A 14,744-nucleotide genomic window follows, 5' to 3' on the forward strand; every position below is an offset into this window, starting at 1 on the left:
GGCCCGTTGGTCAAGCGGTTAAGACACCGCCCTTTCACGGCGGTAACACGGGTTCGAATCCCGTACGGGTCATTCTCAAAAAGCTATCTCTATTATATAGAGATAGCTTTTTTTAGGTTTTAACGGAAAGGGGTGAAGTCGTAATGGAAGGTGTGCCGTTCGAACCGCTCCTAGTCGGAGTGTCTGGAGGATGTGACTCGATGGTACTCGTCGATCGGTTGTATCGAGAAGGGTATGACATTGCAATTGCACATGTGCATCACGGATTACGAGAAGCATCCGACGAAGAAGCACATTTTATCGAAGACTGGGCAGCAACTCGAAAGATTTCGTTTTTCATGACGCGTTTAGACTGGGCAGGACGTACGAGCTCTCAAGCAGCATGTCGTGAGGAACGGTATGCATTTTTTGAGCGCATCATGGAAGAGACCGGACGCTCGCGTCTTGTTCTCGCCCATCATCAAGATGATCAAATCGAGACGCTACTCATTCAGCTCATTCGTGGAGAAGCACAGGTTGATGGTATTCCTGTCATTCGTCCGTTTGGTAACGGTTGGTTGCATCGACCGTTACTACATGAATCGAAGCAAACATTACTCGAGTATGCGCTGCAACATGAAGTTCCGTGGCGAGAAGATGCGTCAAATGCAGAAACCAATTATTTGCGCAATCAAATCCGGCATACGATTGTTCCAACACTCCGAGAAATGCGTCCAGAGTTTGAACAAGCAACAGCAGCAGCAGCACATGCGCGACAGCAAATCATGCGTGAGCAGGCAACGTTCGTTGCGACCTATCTCGACCGGTGTAAGGAAACAAACGGAATTCCGATCGCACGTATTTTAGAATTACCGTCGGATTTACAGCGGCTTGTCTTGCCGACACTAACAGGAGAAACGTTTTCTTCAGAAACGATTCGTCACTTTGTTACATGGCTTCGGGTGGATAAGGGCTCGGACGAAGTGTATTATGGAAACTGGAGGATGCGACGTGCATATGGCTTTTTAATGCAGGATCGTGTGATACGGTCAATGAATGACGATTTACCGTTTCAAGTAGGGGAGAATTTGGGAACGTATCATTATGGTGAACAAATGGTTCGCTTCTCAATCGGAAACCAAGGTATCCCGCTGGACGCGATTGCGTTCCCGTTGACGGTGCGTCCGCCACGTCCAGGAGATCGGATCCAGCTTGCGGTGGGATCGAAAAAAGTCAGTCGAATTCTGATTGACGCTAAGGTTCCGCGTTATCTCCGAAAACAGGTTCCGGTCGTCGTCGATGCAAATGGAGTGATTTTAGCCGTCATTGGACATCGAATTGCAATATTCGGGTCATTTGAACTCCTCGCAAAATCTTATTTAATGATAGAATGGTAATGTAGTGTTTATTATGGAGGAGGAATACCTAGCATGACCTTGATGAACGATATGGAAAAAGTACTGATTTCAGAAGAAGAGATCCAAAATAAAGTGGGCGAACTCGCCGGCGAATTGACAGCGGATTATCACGATCGTTTTCCGTTGCTTGTGTGTGTCTTAAAAGGCGCGATGCCGTTCATGTCTGATCTTGTCAAAAAGATGGATATGCATCTTGAAATGGACTTCATGGACGTTTCAACGTATCACGGTGGGACAACATCAACAGGTGAAGTCAAGATTGAAAAAGATTTGAACACATCGGTAGAAGGACGCGACATCTTGATTGTCGAAGATATCATCGACAGCGGATTAACGCTTGGTTACCTCGTTGACCTCTTCAAGTACCGGAAAGCGAAGTCCGTTAAAATCGTGACATTGCTCGACAAACCGACAGGACGGAAGAATGACTTGCACGCAGATTACAGCGGCTTCGTCATTCCACACGAATTCGTCGTCGGTTATGGTCTGGATTACGAAGAGAAATACCGTAACCTTCCGTATGTAGGTGTCTTGAAACCTGCAGTCTACGGCGGCTAATTATTTTTAATCTCGTCTGTCCCATGATAAGATGAAACCAATTACAAAGCGCGCCCTGTCGCGCCAGGATTCGTATTCATCCACTAGAAAAACGAGATGGATGCGGAGAGGAGGCATAAGATGAACCGAGCAGTGAAGAATACCCTCGTGTTTGGGGTCATTTTTCTAGCTTTGATCTTGTTTCTGCAATACTTGCAGAGTCCAGTGAACAAAAGCAAAGAAATCAATTACACACAGTTTGTCGAGTCTGTTGAAAAAGGTGAAATCAAGACGGCTACCTTCCAATATGAAGGGCAGACGTATAATGTGACAGGAGATTTGCGTGAAAAAGATTCAACGTATGAGACAGTCGTACCGGCTGTTGATACGGAACTAACGGATCTCTATACGCAACTCAGAAGCCAAGGAGTCAAATTGGACTTCAAGGCAGCAGAAACGAATGGTGGTTGGATCGCGTTACTGACGACGATCGTTCCATTCATCATCATCTTCATCCTCTTCTTCTTCTTGATTAATCAAGCACAAGGTGGCGGTGGTGGCGGTCGCGTCATGAACTTCGGGAAATCGAAGGCACGCCTCTATGATACAGAGAAGAAAAAGATTACGTTTGATGATGTAGCCGGTGCAGACGAAGAGAAACAAGAACTCGTCGAAGTCGTTGAATTCTTGAAAGATCCGCGTAAATTCGCGAAACTCGGTGCCCGTATTCCGAAAGGGGTCCTCCTCGTAGGTCCTCCAGGTACAGGTAAGACGTTGCTCGCACGTGCCGCAGCTGGTGAAGCTGGCGTACCATTCTTCTCGATTTCAGGTTCTGACTTCGTTGAGATGTTCGTTGGTGTCGGGGCATCACGTGTCCGTGACTTGTTCGAAAACGCGAAGAAAAATGCACCATGTATCATCTTCATTGATGAAATCGATGCTGTTGGTCGTCAACGGGGCGCAGGTCTCGGTGGTGGACATGATGAGCGTGAGCAAACATTGAACCAACTTCTCGTTGAGATGGATGGATTCAGTGAAAACGAAGGCATCATCATGATCGCAGCAACGAACCGTGCTGACATTCTTGACCCAGCCTTACTCCGTCCAGGTCGTTTTGACCGTCAAATCACGGTTGACCGTCCAGATGTCGTCGGTCGTGAAGCAGTCTTGAAAGTTCACGCGCGGAACAAACCGCTTGATTCAACGGTTGATTTGAAAGCCATCGCACAACGGACGCCTGGATTCTCAGGTGCGGATCTTGAAAACCTTCTAAACGAAGCAGCACTTGTTGCCGCTCGTGCAGATCGTGATAAAGTCTCAATCGTTGACCTCGAAGAAGCGATTGACCGCGTCATTGCTGGACCAGCGAAGAAGAGCCGGATCATCTCGCCGAAAGAGAAAAAGATCGTCGCATGGCACGAAGCTGGACATACGATCATCGGTGTCACGCTCGACGATGCGGATGAAGTACACAAGGTAACGATCGTTCCTCGTGGTAACGCGGGCGGATATGTCGTCATGTTGCCAAAAGAAGATCGTTACTTCATGACGAAGCCGGAACTCGAAGATAAGATTACTGGATTGCTCGGTGGTCGCGTCGCAGAGGACATCGTCTTCGGAGAAGTCTCGACTGGGGCAAGCAATGACTTCCAGCGTGCGACAGGTCTTGCACGGAAAATGGTCATGGAGTTCGGAATGAGTGAAAAACTCGGACCACTTCAATTCGGATCAGGTCAAAGCGGTAACGTCTTCCTCGGCCGTGATTTCCAAAACGAACAGAATTACTCGGATGCAATCGCACACGAGATCGATACGGAAATCCAAGCGATCATCAACCGCTGTTACCAAAAAGCGAAAGATATTCTGACTGAGAAGCGCGATCAGCTCGACTTGATTGCAACGACGTTGCTTGAAGTCGAAACACTTGATCAAAAACAAATTCACCATCTCTTAGAGACAGGCGAATACAAAAAACATGAACCAGAAGCAACGACTCCAAAAGCAGAAGAGAAAGCACCGGAATCGACAGATGCAACCGTCGATCAACCGACAGAGTCTCCAACGCAAATGGGTTCAGTCGTTGACGAAGGACAAAATGTAGATACGGATACACCAGATACGCCGCGTCGCGACGATCAAGTGTAAACGGATGGAACGGATTCGATCTCGCATCGAATCCGTTCTTTTTTGTTACAGACCGAGCGAATACACATCGGTAGGTGTGACCATACGAGCATGGTATAATCACAACGTATATCATTCCGAGCGTGAAACAACGGAATATAAAAAGAAGCATGAAAATCGAGAAGAAGCGGGGAAATAAGCAAATGATTTTAGTCATCGATGTCGGAAATACGAATATCGTCTTAGGTGTCTATCAAGGACAAGAGTTGATCGAGCATTGGCGGATTGCGACAGACCGGACAAGGACGACGGACGAATACGGTATGCTCGTCAAAGCGTTATTTCGTGACGCAGAGCTAAACGTGGAAGAAATCGAGGGAATCGTGTTATCATCTGTCGTACCCCCCGTCGTGTTTCCACTAGAAAATATGTGTGTGCGTTACTTTAAACGCCGTCCGTTTTTGATTGGACCAGGAATCAAGACAGGACTCGATTTAAAAGTCGATAATCCACGGGAAGTGGGAGCCGATCGAATCGTCAATGCAGTAGCGGCGACGGCGAAATACGAGGGACCGATGATCATCGTCGATTTTGGAACAGCGACGACGTACTGTTACATCGATGCACAAAAACGGTATTACGGCGGCATCATCTCACCGGGTGTGATGGTTGCGACCGAGGCACTCTATAATAAGGCAGCAAAATTGCCGCGAATTGAAATTGCGAAACCGCAGTCAACCATCGGACGAAATACGATCCATGCGATGCAATCGGGTACGTATTTCGGATATGTGGCGCAGGTGGACGGACTCGTTCACCGGATGAAAGAAGAAATGGGTGAAGCGAAGGTCATTGCGACCGGTGGTTTAGCCCGACTAATCAGCGAGGAATCCACGATGATTGAGATCGTCGATCCATTCTTGACGTTAGATGGATTACGGATTATCTACGAACGAAATAAGTGAGGGATTAAGATGAAACGGGAAGAATTATTAGCACAATTAAAAGATGACTATTTAGTACGGGCGTTAGGCTTCAACGGAGAAGTTCGTGCATTTGCGATACGTTCGACAAAAACGGTCTATGAAGCACAACTTCGTCACCAGACGACACCGGTCGTCACGGCAGCGCTCGGTCGGACACTAACAATCGGCGCGATGATGGGTACGATGCAAAAAGGCGATACACGTGTCACATTGAAAGTCGAAGGCGATGGACCAATCGGAAAAATCATCGTCGATGCCGATGCAAAAGGGGTCGTTCGTGGATATGTCAGTCGTCCCCGCGTCGAGATGGATACGTACGTCAATGCAGACGGTCTGACGAAATTAAAAGTCGGTGAAGCGGTCGGTCGCGGAAACATCTCTGTCATCAAGGATCTCGGGTTGCGTGACTTTGTCGGAGGTCAATCTCCGATTCAAACCGGTGAGATCAGCGAAGACTTCACGTATTACTTCGCTGTATCGGAACAAAGTCCATCAGTCGTTGGAGCTGGCGTTCTCGTTTACCCAGAAGACGAATCGGTCATTGCAGCAGGTGGGTTGATCGTTCAATTGATGCCGGGTGCATCGGAAGAGACGATCGCAGCGCTTGAAAAACGTGTCGGAGCTCTTAAACCAATCTCCATTCTCGTCGGTGAGGAAAAAACACCCGAAGAAATGTTAGAACTCGTTCTCGGTGACTACGAACATCTTGATACGATTCCGGTGTCATTCGAATGTACATGTGACCGCGACAAATTAGCAACAGCGATTATTGCCCTTGGACCAGATGAGATTCAAGCGATGATTGATGAAGATGGTGGCGCGGAAGCTGTTTGTCACTTCTGTTCAGAGCATTACCACTATGATGTTCCAGAATTAGAGGAACTTCGCGAAAAATCACTTGAAAGAGCATAAGAGGGATCCGATATGGGGAATGTACAACCTAAGTACTTGTGGATGTTGATCTTCATCTTATTGTTGACGAATTTCATGACCGGCGCTTATGCCTTCATGGGTGAGCTCCCTAAGGTCGATTCTCCTAAAATCGTTCAGGACAGCATTGGCGGTCCGCTTGAGGATGTCATCGCCGAAGTCGGTGATGAAAAAATCACCCGAGCAATGGTCTATCAGACGATGCGAACGGAACAAGAGAAGCAGACAATCGATCGTTTGATTCAAGAAGCGGTCGAGCGCCAGACAAAGGATGGAAAAAAGCCGGAAGTTAAACGCTTTGATTGACAGATTTCATCCAGTCCGCTGATAATTAATCTATCGGATTACTTGGAATTCAAGCGGTTCACTAATGAGGAGGAATGGTCATGCGTATTGCGAATTCAGTATTAGATTTAGTCGGTCGGACACCGATCGTCAAGTTACATCATCTAACGGGTCCTGAGGATGCAGATGTATATCTGAAACTGGAGTACATGAACCCTGGATCTAGCGTAAAAGACCGGATCGCGTTATCAATGATTGAAGCGGCAGAAGAAGCAGGTCAACTTAAAGAGGGAGATACGATCATCGAGCCGACGAGTGGGAACACGGGTATTGGACTAGCGATGGTCGCTTCGGCGAAGGGATACCGTTCCATCCTCGTCATGCCGGAAACAATGAGCATGGAACGTCGGACGTTGCTTCGCGCCTATGGTGCGGAATTGATTTTGACGCCAGGTCCTGAAGGGATGAAGGGTGCGATCGCTCGCGCGACAGCGGAAGCGGAAGAGCACGGTTACTTCATGCCTCAACAATTCAATAACGGTGCCAATCCAGTCGTGCATGAAAAAACGACAGGTCCTGAAATCGTCGAAGCGTTCGAAGGTATGCAACTCGATGCGTTCATCGCGGGAATCGGAACCGGTGGGACGATCACGGGTGCTGGTAAAGTGTTGCGCGATGCTTTCCAAGGCATTGAAATCATTGCTGTTGAACCAACGGATTCACCGGTCTTATCAGGTGGTAAACCGGGGCCGCATAAACTGCAAGGTATCGGTGCTGGATTCGTACCGTCGATTCTCGATACAGATATTTATGATGGTGTCGAGCAAATCACGACGGAAGAAGCATTTGATCACGCACGCCGAGCAGCGAAGACGAACGGTGTCTTAGGCGGTATCTCGTCAGGTGCTGCGATTGCAGCGGCGCTCAAGACGGCAAAACGTCTCGGTAAAGGAAAAAATGTCCTCGCGATCATTCCTTCAAACGGTGAGCGGTACTTAAGTACACCGCTGTATCAAGTCGAGGAAGAAGCAGATCAATCGAAGTAATCCATCATACGTACACGGAAGTCATTCGGCTTCCGTGTACTTTTTTGCGTATAATGAGAGCAGAATAGTGTGAAGTGGGGGACGCGTATGCGACAGACGAAATATAAAGCAATACCATGGACGAAAGAACAATTCTACAATCGGTATGTCGAACAGACGATTGGAACAACAGGACACGTCTGGCTCGAAAGCGGTCGAATCGGACGGTATACGATGGCGGCGACTCGTCCTGTCGGATACCTCCGGACAAAGGACGGGATGACGACGATTGAGACAGATGGAAAAGTCGAGACGTCGACGGCAAACCCGTTTGATCTACTCGAACGACTCCGCGTCGAACGTGAATCCATCCGACCGAATGGAATGCCGCCATTCTTTGGTGGATTTGCCGGATATGTCAGTTATGATGCTGTCCGTTATTTAGAAAAGCTACCGGAGCAAGCGATGGATGATCTACAAACACCTGATTTATCGTTCTACTGGTACGATGAAGTTGCCGTGTTTGATGAGGAAACGAAGCAATTGTTCATTGCCGTGACGCGAGACACAGCAGAGGAAGCGACACAGATTCTTGAAGAAGAAGTCGCGCGTTGGTGCGTCAAGACAAATAGACCGCAGTTTACAACAACCGGTTCATCCGGCGAGCGAGAACGAGCTTTCGGACAGGAAGCGTTCATGACAGCGGCACACCGGATTAAATCGTATATTGAGGATGGTGACGTCTTCCAAGTCAATTTGTCCGTCCGCCAACAAGAACCGCTTGGGACGACAGCGGAACATCTGTATGATGTATTACGACAAATTAATCCTTCTCCATACATGGGTTACTTCGCAGATGAGGATTTAACACTTGTGTCCGCCTCACCTGAGTTGCTCGTCGAAAAAATCGGTGATGCGTTAGCGACACGCCCGATTGCGGGAACACGACCACGCGGGAAGGATGAAGCAGAGGATTTACGACTCGCGAAAACCTTACTGGATAACGAAAAAGAACGGGCAGAGCATGTGATGCTCGTTGATTTAGAGCGGAATGATTTAGGGCGCGTTAGTCGTTATGGTACGGTTCATGTCGATGAGCTGATGGTGATCGAGAAATACTCCCACGTGCAACATATCGTCTCAAACGTCAGAGGGGAAGTGGCTTCGGAACACTCCGGGAGTCAAGTGCTCGCTGCAATGTTCCCAGGTGGGACGATCACCGGCGCGCCAAAAATCCGGACGATGGAAATCATTGAAGAACTGGAACCAGTTCGGCGCGGCATCTACACTGGATCGCTTGGCTTCATCAGTTGGGCGGATGATGTCATCTTTAATATCTTGATTCGGACACTCGTCGCAAAAGACGGGATGGCATATGTTCAAGCAGGTGCTGGAGTCGTCACGGATTCGGATGCGGCACGTGAATATAAGGAGTCACTCAGTAAGGCCAAAGCGTTATGGGTGACAAAAGAAACGGCGGAGGGAACACGATGATTGTATTGATTGATAACTATGATTCCTTTACGTATAACTTAGTCCAGTATTTCGGCGAACTTGGACAAGACATCCGGGTATTTCGCAACGACGCGATTACGCTTGCGGAAATCGAAGCGTTGCAACCCGATCATCTCGTCATCTCACCGGGTCCCTGTACACCGAATGAAGCGGGGATCAGTCTAGAGGCGATTGCTTACTTCGCTGGGAAGGTGCCGATACTAGGGGTCTGCTTAGGTCATCAAGCGATTGGACAAGTATTCGGTGGTAAAGTCGTCCGTGCGAAGGAGCTGATGCACGGAAAAGTCTCGCCACTGACGCATGACGGACAAGGCATCTTTGAACGGATCCCACAAGCGACACCGGTGACGCGTTACCATTCACTTGTCGTTGAACGTAAGACATTCCCGGAAGTACTCGAAGTGACAGCGGAAGCCGGCGGAGAGATCATGGCACTCCGTCACCGGACGTTGCCGATTCTCGGTGTCCAGTTCCACCCGGAAGCGATTTTGACACGAGACGGTAAACAGATGTTAAAAAATTTCTTGGAGTTGACGCATTATGTATCTCTGGCATGACGGAATCATCAAACGAGAAGAAGAGATAAGAATCTCCCCACTCGATCACGGATTCGTCTACGGGATGGGTATATTCGAGACGTTTCGGACGTATAACGGACATCCGTTTTTGTTCGATGATCATATTGAACGCTTACAGATGAGTTGTGTCGCACTCGGGATCCAGCTAGCATATGACCGGGAAGCCTTACGGCAAGCGATCCAAGATTTATATGCAGCATATGGGGCGAACGATTTATACATTCGCTTGAACGTCTCGGCCGGTCCACGCGAGATCGGGTTATCAATCGATCCTTACGATACGCCGACCGTGTTGATCTATGCGAAACCAATCGCTCCGCGGAAACGGGCGGAACGTGCACTCGAGACGATTCGTTTACCGCGCAGTACACCGGAGACGACATACCGCTTGAAGTCACATCATTACATGAACAATCTACTGGCGAAACGCCAATTGTTTAATCCGGAAGCAGAAGGGTTGTTCTTAACGAAGGAAGGTCATGTTTGTGAGGGCATTACGTCAAACATCTTTTGGCGTTACGGAAGTACATGGTATACATCATCGCTTGAAACTGGTGCACTGAACGGGATTACCCGTCAGTTTTTGATGCAACACCTACCAGTCGAAGAACGCCTGGCGTATTTACCACAGCTCGAAGAAGCAGATGAGATCATCTATACGAATTCCGTTCAGGAAGCGGTCGCCATTTCGGCACTTGACGGACGCCCTTTCCCTGGAATCAATGGAATAGGATATGCACAACTCATGACGCTGTTCGATCAATCCGTCGAACAGGTGACGACAAGGAGGGAACAACGATGACTTACATCATGGGTATCTTGAACGTGACACCGGACTCCTTTTCGGACGGTGGACAATATGTCGATGTCGAGCAAGCGATACGGCAAGCACGTCAGCTCGTTGCGGATGGAGCAGATGCAATCGATATCGGTGGAGAATCGACACGACCAGGTGCAGCATTCGTATCAGTCGAAGAAGAACTCGCCCGTGTCTTACCGATCATTAAACGCATCAAACGAGAGCTGAACGTCCTCGTGTCGATCGATACGTACAAACCGGTCGTCGCAGAAGCTGCTATTGAAGCGGGAGCAGATATCATTAACGATGTTTGGGGCTCGAAGTGGGGCGATCGTTCGATGGTCAACGTCGCAGCGCGATACAGTGTACCGATCATTTTGATGCATAACCGGGAGACGGCGCACGGGGCAGATATGCTTGCAGAAGTCCGAGCAGACCTTGAGGAATCGATTCGGTTAGCGAAACAGGCAGGTGTAGCGGAAGAGCACATTTGGCTCGACCCGGGGATTGGATTCATGAAGACGCATGAAGAGAACTTGTACCTGATGCGTCATCTATCGATCGTAACGGACTTCGGGTATCCCGTTTTACTTGGGACGTCCCGTAAATCGATGATTGGTCTCGCGCTCGGATTACCGACGGAAGAACGACTTGAAGGAACGATTGCGACGGTGTGCTACGGGATTCAACAAGGATGTGACTGGATGCGTGTGCATGACGTCAAAGAAGTCAAACGGGCAGCACAGATGATGGACATCATGTTGGCTGCGACGAAGGGGGAATAACGGTGGATCGAATTCATGTAACAGGCATGCGTTTTTATGGGTATCACGGTGTATTTGCAGAAGAGACGAAACTCGGTCAACGCTTTAATGTCGACTTATCGATCGGACTTGCATTGGCAGAAGCCGGTCGGACGGATGATTTAACGAAAAGTGTCAATTACGCCGAATTGTATGAAGCGACGAAACGTGTCGTCGAAGGAGAACCGCTCCAACTCGTCGAAGCCTTGGCGGATCGTATTGCAAAAGCAGTCTTTGCGTTAGACGAACGAATTCAAGAAGCGTCGATCAAAGTCATCAAGCCGGATCCGCCGATTGCTGGTCATTATGAACATGTGGCGGTCGAGATCAATCGACTCCGGGGGGACTATGCATGAAGCAAGCTTACATTGCACTCGGCTCGAACATCGGCGATAAGGCGGCTCACTTAAGAGCAGCGATTGCTCGCCTGAGAGCATTACCGTCTGTTCATGATGTAAAGGTCTCTTCCATTTATGAAACCGTACCTGTCGGGTATCTCGAGCAGGATTTATTTTATAATATGGTCGTCGCGATTCAAACAACGGACGAGGCAGAGGTCTTACTTGGACGACTGCAGGAAATCGAACAGCTAGAAGGGCGCGAGCGTCTGTTCAAAAATGGACCGCGGACGCTTGATTTAGATATTTTGTTATATGGGGGAGAACGTATTGACCTTGAAGGATTAACCGTTCCGCATCCGCGGATGCAAGAGCGGGCATTCGTCCTCGCGCCATTACTTGAACTGGCAGCAACATGCGTCATACCTGGTCTTGGGCAAAGTGTCGAGCAATTGTACCAGCAGTTACCGGAGACAGAACGAAACGGTGTGCGACGCTTAGGTGGTCTTTTAGAAGCGGAGGAACAATAATGGAATTTAACATTGGTGATGTCAAATTGAAGAATCAAGTCATCTTGGCACCGATGGCAGGCGTCTGTAATCCGGCGTTTCGGTTAATCGCAAAAGAATTCGGTGCAGGACTCGTCTGTGCGGAGATGGTCAGCGATAAAGGGATCTTGTACGAGAACGAACGGACGCTACAGATGCTGTACGTGGATGAGCGGGAAAAACCGCTCAGTCTTCAAATCTATGGTGGTTCAAAGGAGACACTCGTTCAAGCAGCGCGATATGTCGAAGCGAATACGAATGCCGACATCATTGATATCAATATGGGGTGTCCTGTCCCGAAAGTCACGAAAAGTGATGCTGGAGCGAAATGGTTGCTTGATCCGGATAAGGTCTATGAGATGGTCCATGCGGTGACACAAGCAATCGATAAACCGGTGACGGTCAAGATGCGGACCGGCTGGGACAGTCATCACATCTATTGTGTCGATAATGTCAAAGCGGCAGAAGCAGGTGGCGCGAAGGCTGTTGCCATTCACGGACGGACACGTTCACAAAAATATGAAGGGGTCGCAGACTGGAACATCATCGGTGAAGCAAAAAAAGCGGTTAATATTCCAATCATCGGGAACGGGGATGTTCAGACTCCGCAAGATGCAAAACGGATGATTGATGAGATCGGCGTCGACGGTGTCATGATCGGACGGGCCGCTCTCGGAAACCCATGGATGTTGTATCAGACGATCCAGTATCTCGAATCAGGAACGCTTCCGGCAGAACCGACGGCGCGCGAGAAGATTGATATTTGTCTCTTGCACGCCACACGACTAGTCGCGCTAAAGGGAGAAGAACTCGCCGTGCGCGAAATGCGGACACATGTCGCCTGGTACTTGAAAGGAATGAAGGGGAACGGTCGCGTTCGCAATGCGTTATTCAATATCGACACACACGCGGGACTCGTTGAACTGCTACAGCAGTACTTACAGACACTCGAAGAAGACGTAGCATATGCCTAACAGGTAAAGTATAGTCGGACAGAGTCGTTTTGTGGTACGCTAGTTGCATTGAAGATGAGCGTATCGGTTTTCTAAAAGGGCTGTCGGTCATTCCGACAGCTTTTTATTCGAGAGAATCGTCGTGAACCATTATTAAAAGGAGTGAAGACAGTGAGTCAGGATATGGAAATGAACGATCAAATGCAGGTGCGTCTCGGTAAGATGAACGCCATGCGTGAACAAGGTCTCGATCCATTCGGCGCACGTTTTGAACGTTCGACGGATACCGCGAGCATTCGTGCATCGTTTGGTGAACATACAAAAGAAGAGTTGGCTGAACTAAAACCGGAAGTTGCTATCGCGGGTCGTGTCATGACGACACGTCGTAAAGGGAAGGTTGGTTTTACGAACGTTCAGGATGTACAAGGTCAAATTCAGTTGTATGTCCGTAAAGATGATGTCGGTGAAGAGGCGTATGAGATCTATAAGACATGTGACTTAGGTGACATCGTCGGGATCCAAGGATACGTGTTCAAGACGAATGTTGGTGAACTCTCTGTTCATGTCACAGCATTTACGTTATTGACAAAAGCGTTACGTCCGCTTCCGGATAAATATCATGGATTAAAGGATATCGAGCAACGCTACCGTCAGCGCTATCTCGACCTTATTACGAACCAAGAATCACGTGAGACATTCATCGCCCGTAGTAAAGTCATTCGTGGAATCCGTCAATATCTTGATAACCTCGGATACTTGGAAGTCGAAACACCAATGTTGCATACGATCGCGGGTGGAGCATCGGCGCGTCCGTTCATCACGCATCATAATGCACTCGACATGACGCTTTACATGCGGATTGCGATTGAGCTTCATTTGAAACGTTTGATTGTCGGTGGACTTGAGAAAGTCTACGAAATCGGTCGTGTATTCCGTAATGAAGGAATCTCAACACGTCATAACCCAGAGTTTACGATGATCGAACTCTATGAAGCGTATGCGGATTATAAAGACATCATGAACTTAACAGAGAATCTGATTGCTCACGTCGCACAAGAAGTACTCGGTACGACACAAGTCACTTACGGAGAAGACGTCATCGATTTATCTGTCGGTTGGAAACGAGCGCACATGGTCGATCTCGTTAAAGAAGCAACAGGTGTCGACTTCTTCGAACAGATTTCAAACGAACGTGCCCTTGAACTCGCGCATGAACACGGTGTTGAAGTCCAGTCGCACATGACGACGGGACATATCTTGAATGAGTTCTTCGAACAAAAAGTAGAAGAAACACTCGTTCAACCAACATTCGTCTATGGTCATCCTGTTGAAGTATCACCACTTGCGAAGAAAAATCCAGAGGATCCACGCTTTACGGATCGCTTTGAATTATTCATCGTCCGTCGTGAACATGCGAATGCCTTCACGGAATTAAACGATCCAATCGATCAACGTGAACGTTTCGAAGCACAACTCGTCGAAAAAGAAGCAGGAAACGACGAAGCACATGAAATGGATACAGACTTCATTGAAGCACTCGAGTACGGTATGCCGCCAACGGGTGGTCTTGGAATCGGGATCGATCGTCTCGTCATGTTGTTAACGAATGCGCCATCGATTCGTGATGTATTACTCTTCCCAACAATGCGTCACCAACAAAATTAATGAGTAGAGCTCCGTTTCTTCTATAGCTTATAGAAGGAACGGAGCGTTCTTTTTGAAGTCAATGTAGGGATAAACGAGTCAAAAAACGGGTAAATAAAAGTTTTTACATGTTTTTCTAATAAAATGCTTGTACGATTCAAAAAGCCATGGTATATTACTTCTTGTGCCGCGAATGGTCGTGACACACAAAAATAAATATCAAAAAAGTTGTTGACAATCGGGTTGATAACTTGTTAAGATATTAAAGTCGCTGAAAACGAC

15 protein-coding genes and 1 tRNA gene are annotated in these 14,744 nt (G+C 48.2%); all 16 read left to right on the plus strand.

The window, feature by feature from the left end; genetic code table 11:
• A tRNA-Glu gene (locus B3M90_RS05435) sits at positions 1-72 on the plus strand.
• 71 nt (positions 73-143) lie between these two features.
• The gene (gene tilS, locus B3M90_RS05440; protein WP_290782888.1) at positions 144-1,376 is read left to right on the plus strand and encodes a tRNA lysidine(34) synthetase TilS; all 1,233 of its coding nucleotides are present in this window, start codon (positions 144-146) and stop codon (positions 1,374-1,376) included.
• Between the two features lie 33 nt (positions 1,377-1,409).
• Positions 1,410-1,955, plus strand: a complete 546-nt coding sequence (hpt, locus tag B3M90_RS05445) for a hypoxanthine phosphoribosyltransferase (protein WP_023466560.1) — start codon at positions 1,410-1,412, stop codon at positions 1,953-1,955.
• Between the two features lie 120 nt (positions 1,956-2,075).
• Positions 2,076-4,079, plus strand: a complete 2,004-nt coding sequence (gene ftsH, locus B3M90_RS05450) for an ATP-dependent zinc metalloprotease FtsH (protein WP_214856849.1) — start codon at positions 2,076-2,078, stop codon at positions 4,077-4,079.
• 182 nt (positions 4,080-4,261) lie between these two features.
• Positions 4,262-5,023 (plus strand): type III pantothenate kinase, encoded by a 762-nt coding sequence (locus tag B3M90_RS05455; protein WP_035413293.1) that lies wholly within the window; start codon positions 4,262-4,264, stop codon positions 5,021-5,023.
• Between the two features lie 9 nt (positions 5,024-5,032).
• On the plus strand, positions 5,033-5,956 hold the full coding sequence (gene hslO / locus B3M90_RS05460) for an Hsp33 family molecular chaperone HslO (RefSeq protein ID WP_023466563.1): 924 nt from the start codon (positions 5,033-5,035) through the stop codon (positions 5,954-5,956).
• 12 nt (positions 5,957-5,968) lie between these two features.
• The gene (locus B3M90_RS05465; protein WP_035413262.1) at positions 5,969-6,280 is read left to right on the plus strand and encodes a hypothetical protein; all 312 of its coding nucleotides are present in this window, start codon (positions 5,969-5,971) and stop codon (positions 6,278-6,280) included.
• An 80-nt stretch (positions 6,281-6,360) separates the two neighbouring features.
• Positions 6,361-7,305 (plus strand): cysteine synthase A, encoded by a 945-nt coding sequence (cysK, locus tag B3M90_RS05470; protein WP_056062013.1) that lies wholly within the window; start codon positions 6,361-6,363, stop codon positions 7,303-7,305.
• An 87-nt stretch (positions 7,306-7,392) separates the two neighbouring features.
• Positions 7,393-8,778, plus strand: coding sequence for an anthranilate synthase component I family protein (locus B3M90_RS05475; RefSeq protein WP_290782891.1), 1,386 nt, complete (start codon positions 7,393-7,395; stop codon positions 8,776-8,778).
• Positions 8,775-9,356 carry an anthranilate synthase component II gene (locus B3M90_RS05480; RefSeq protein ID WP_035413271.1) on the plus strand — a complete coding sequence of 194 codons (582 nt, stop codon included), beginning with the start codon at positions 8,775-8,777 and terminating at the stop codon, positions 9,354-9,356. Before B3M90_RS05475 ends, B3M90_RS05480 begins: the two co-directional genes overlap by 4 nt.
• Positions 9,340-10,179, plus strand: coding sequence for an aminotransferase class IV (locus B3M90_RS05485; protein WP_290782893.1), 840 nt, complete (start codon positions 9,340-9,342; stop codon positions 10,177-10,179). Before B3M90_RS05480 ends, B3M90_RS05485 begins: the two co-directional genes overlap by 17 nt.
• Positions 10,176-10,961, plus strand: coding sequence for a dihydropteroate synthase (gene folP / locus B3M90_RS05490; RefSeq protein ID WP_214856854.1), 786 nt, complete (start codon positions 10,176-10,178; stop codon positions 10,959-10,961). Before B3M90_RS05485 ends, folP begins: the two co-directional genes overlap by 4 nt.
• Positions 10,962-10,963: 2 nt before the next feature.
• Positions 10,964-11,335, plus strand: coding sequence for a dihydroneopterin aldolase (folB, locus tag B3M90_RS05495; RefSeq protein WP_214856855.1), 372 nt, complete (start codon positions 10,964-10,966; stop codon positions 11,333-11,335).
• The gene (gene folK, locus B3M90_RS05500; protein WP_214856857.1) at positions 11,332-11,847 is read left to right on the plus strand and encodes a 2-amino-4-hydroxy-6-hydroxymethyldihydropteridine diphosphokinase; all 516 of its coding nucleotides are present in this window, start codon (positions 11,332-11,334) and stop codon (positions 11,845-11,847) included. Before folB ends, folK begins: the two co-directional genes overlap by 4 nt.
• A complete protein-coding gene (dusB, locus tag B3M90_RS05505; protein ID WP_023466575.1) occupies positions 11,847-12,839 on the plus strand; it encodes a tRNA dihydrouridine synthase DusB in 993 nt (330 codons plus the stop codon). Before folK ends, dusB begins: the two co-directional genes overlap by 1 nt.
• Before the next feature lie 162 nt (positions 12,840-13,001).
• Entirely contained in the window at positions 13,002-14,483 is a 1,482-nt protein-coding gene (lysS, locus tag B3M90_RS05510) for a lysine--tRNA ligase (RefSeq protein ID WP_087682563.1), read from the plus strand.
• Positions 14,484-14,744 lie beyond the last annotated feature (261 nt).

Origin of the sequence: Exiguobacterium sp. UBA6309, assembly GCF_002439205.1 — a bacterium.
GTDB lineage: Bacteria > Bacillota > Bacilli > Exiguobacteriales > Exiguobacteriaceae > Exiguobacterium_A.

Coding starts and splice junctions, on each gene's coding strand:
- tilS (WP_290782888.1), top strand. CDS start 144: ATGGAAGGTGTGCCGTTCGAACCGCTCCTAGTCGGAGTGTCTGGAGGA.
- hpt (WP_023466560.1), top strand. CDS start 1,410: ATGACCTTGATGAACGATATGGAAAAAGTACTGATTTCAGAAGAAGAG.
- ftsH (WP_214856849.1), top strand. CDS start 2,076: ATGAACCGAGCAGTGAAGAATACCCTCGTGTTTGGGGTCATTTTTCTA.
- B3M90_RS05455 (WP_035413293.1), top strand. CDS start 4,262: ATGATTTTAGTCATCGATGTCGGAAATACGAATATCGTCTTAGGTGTC.
- hslO (WP_023466563.1), top strand. CDS start 5,033: ATGAAACGGGAAGAATTATTAGCACAATTAAAAGATGACTATTTAGTA.
- B3M90_RS05465 (WP_035413262.1), top strand. CDS start 5,969: ATGGGGAATGTACAACCTAAGTACTTGTGGATGTTGATCTTCATCTTA.
- cysK (WP_056062013.1), top strand. CDS start 6,361: ATGCGTATTGCGAATTCAGTATTAGATTTAGTCGGTCGGACACCGATC.
- B3M90_RS05475 (WP_290782891.1), top strand. CDS start 7,393: ATGCGACAGACGAAATATAAAGCAATACCATGGACGAAAGAACAATTC.
- B3M90_RS05480 (WP_035413271.1), top strand. CDS start 8,775: ATGATTGTATTGATTGATAACTATGATTCCTTTACGTATAACTTAGTC.
- B3M90_RS05485 (WP_290782893.1), top strand. CDS start 9,340: ATGTATCTCTGGCATGACGGAATCATCAAACGAGAAGAAGAGATAAGA.
- folP (WP_214856854.1), top strand. CDS start 10,176: ATGACTTACATCATGGGTATCTTGAACGTGACACCGGACTCCTTTTCG.
- folK (WP_214856857.1), top strand. CDS start 11,332: ATGAAGCAAGCTTACATTGCACTCGGCTCGAACATCGGCGATAAGGCG.
- dusB (WP_023466575.1), top strand. CDS start 11,847: ATGGAATTTAACATTGGTGATGTCAAATTGAAGAATCAAGTCATCTTG.
- lysS (WP_087682563.1), top strand. CDS start 13,002: ATGGAAATGAACGATCAAATGCAGGTGCGTCTCGGTAAGATGAACGCC.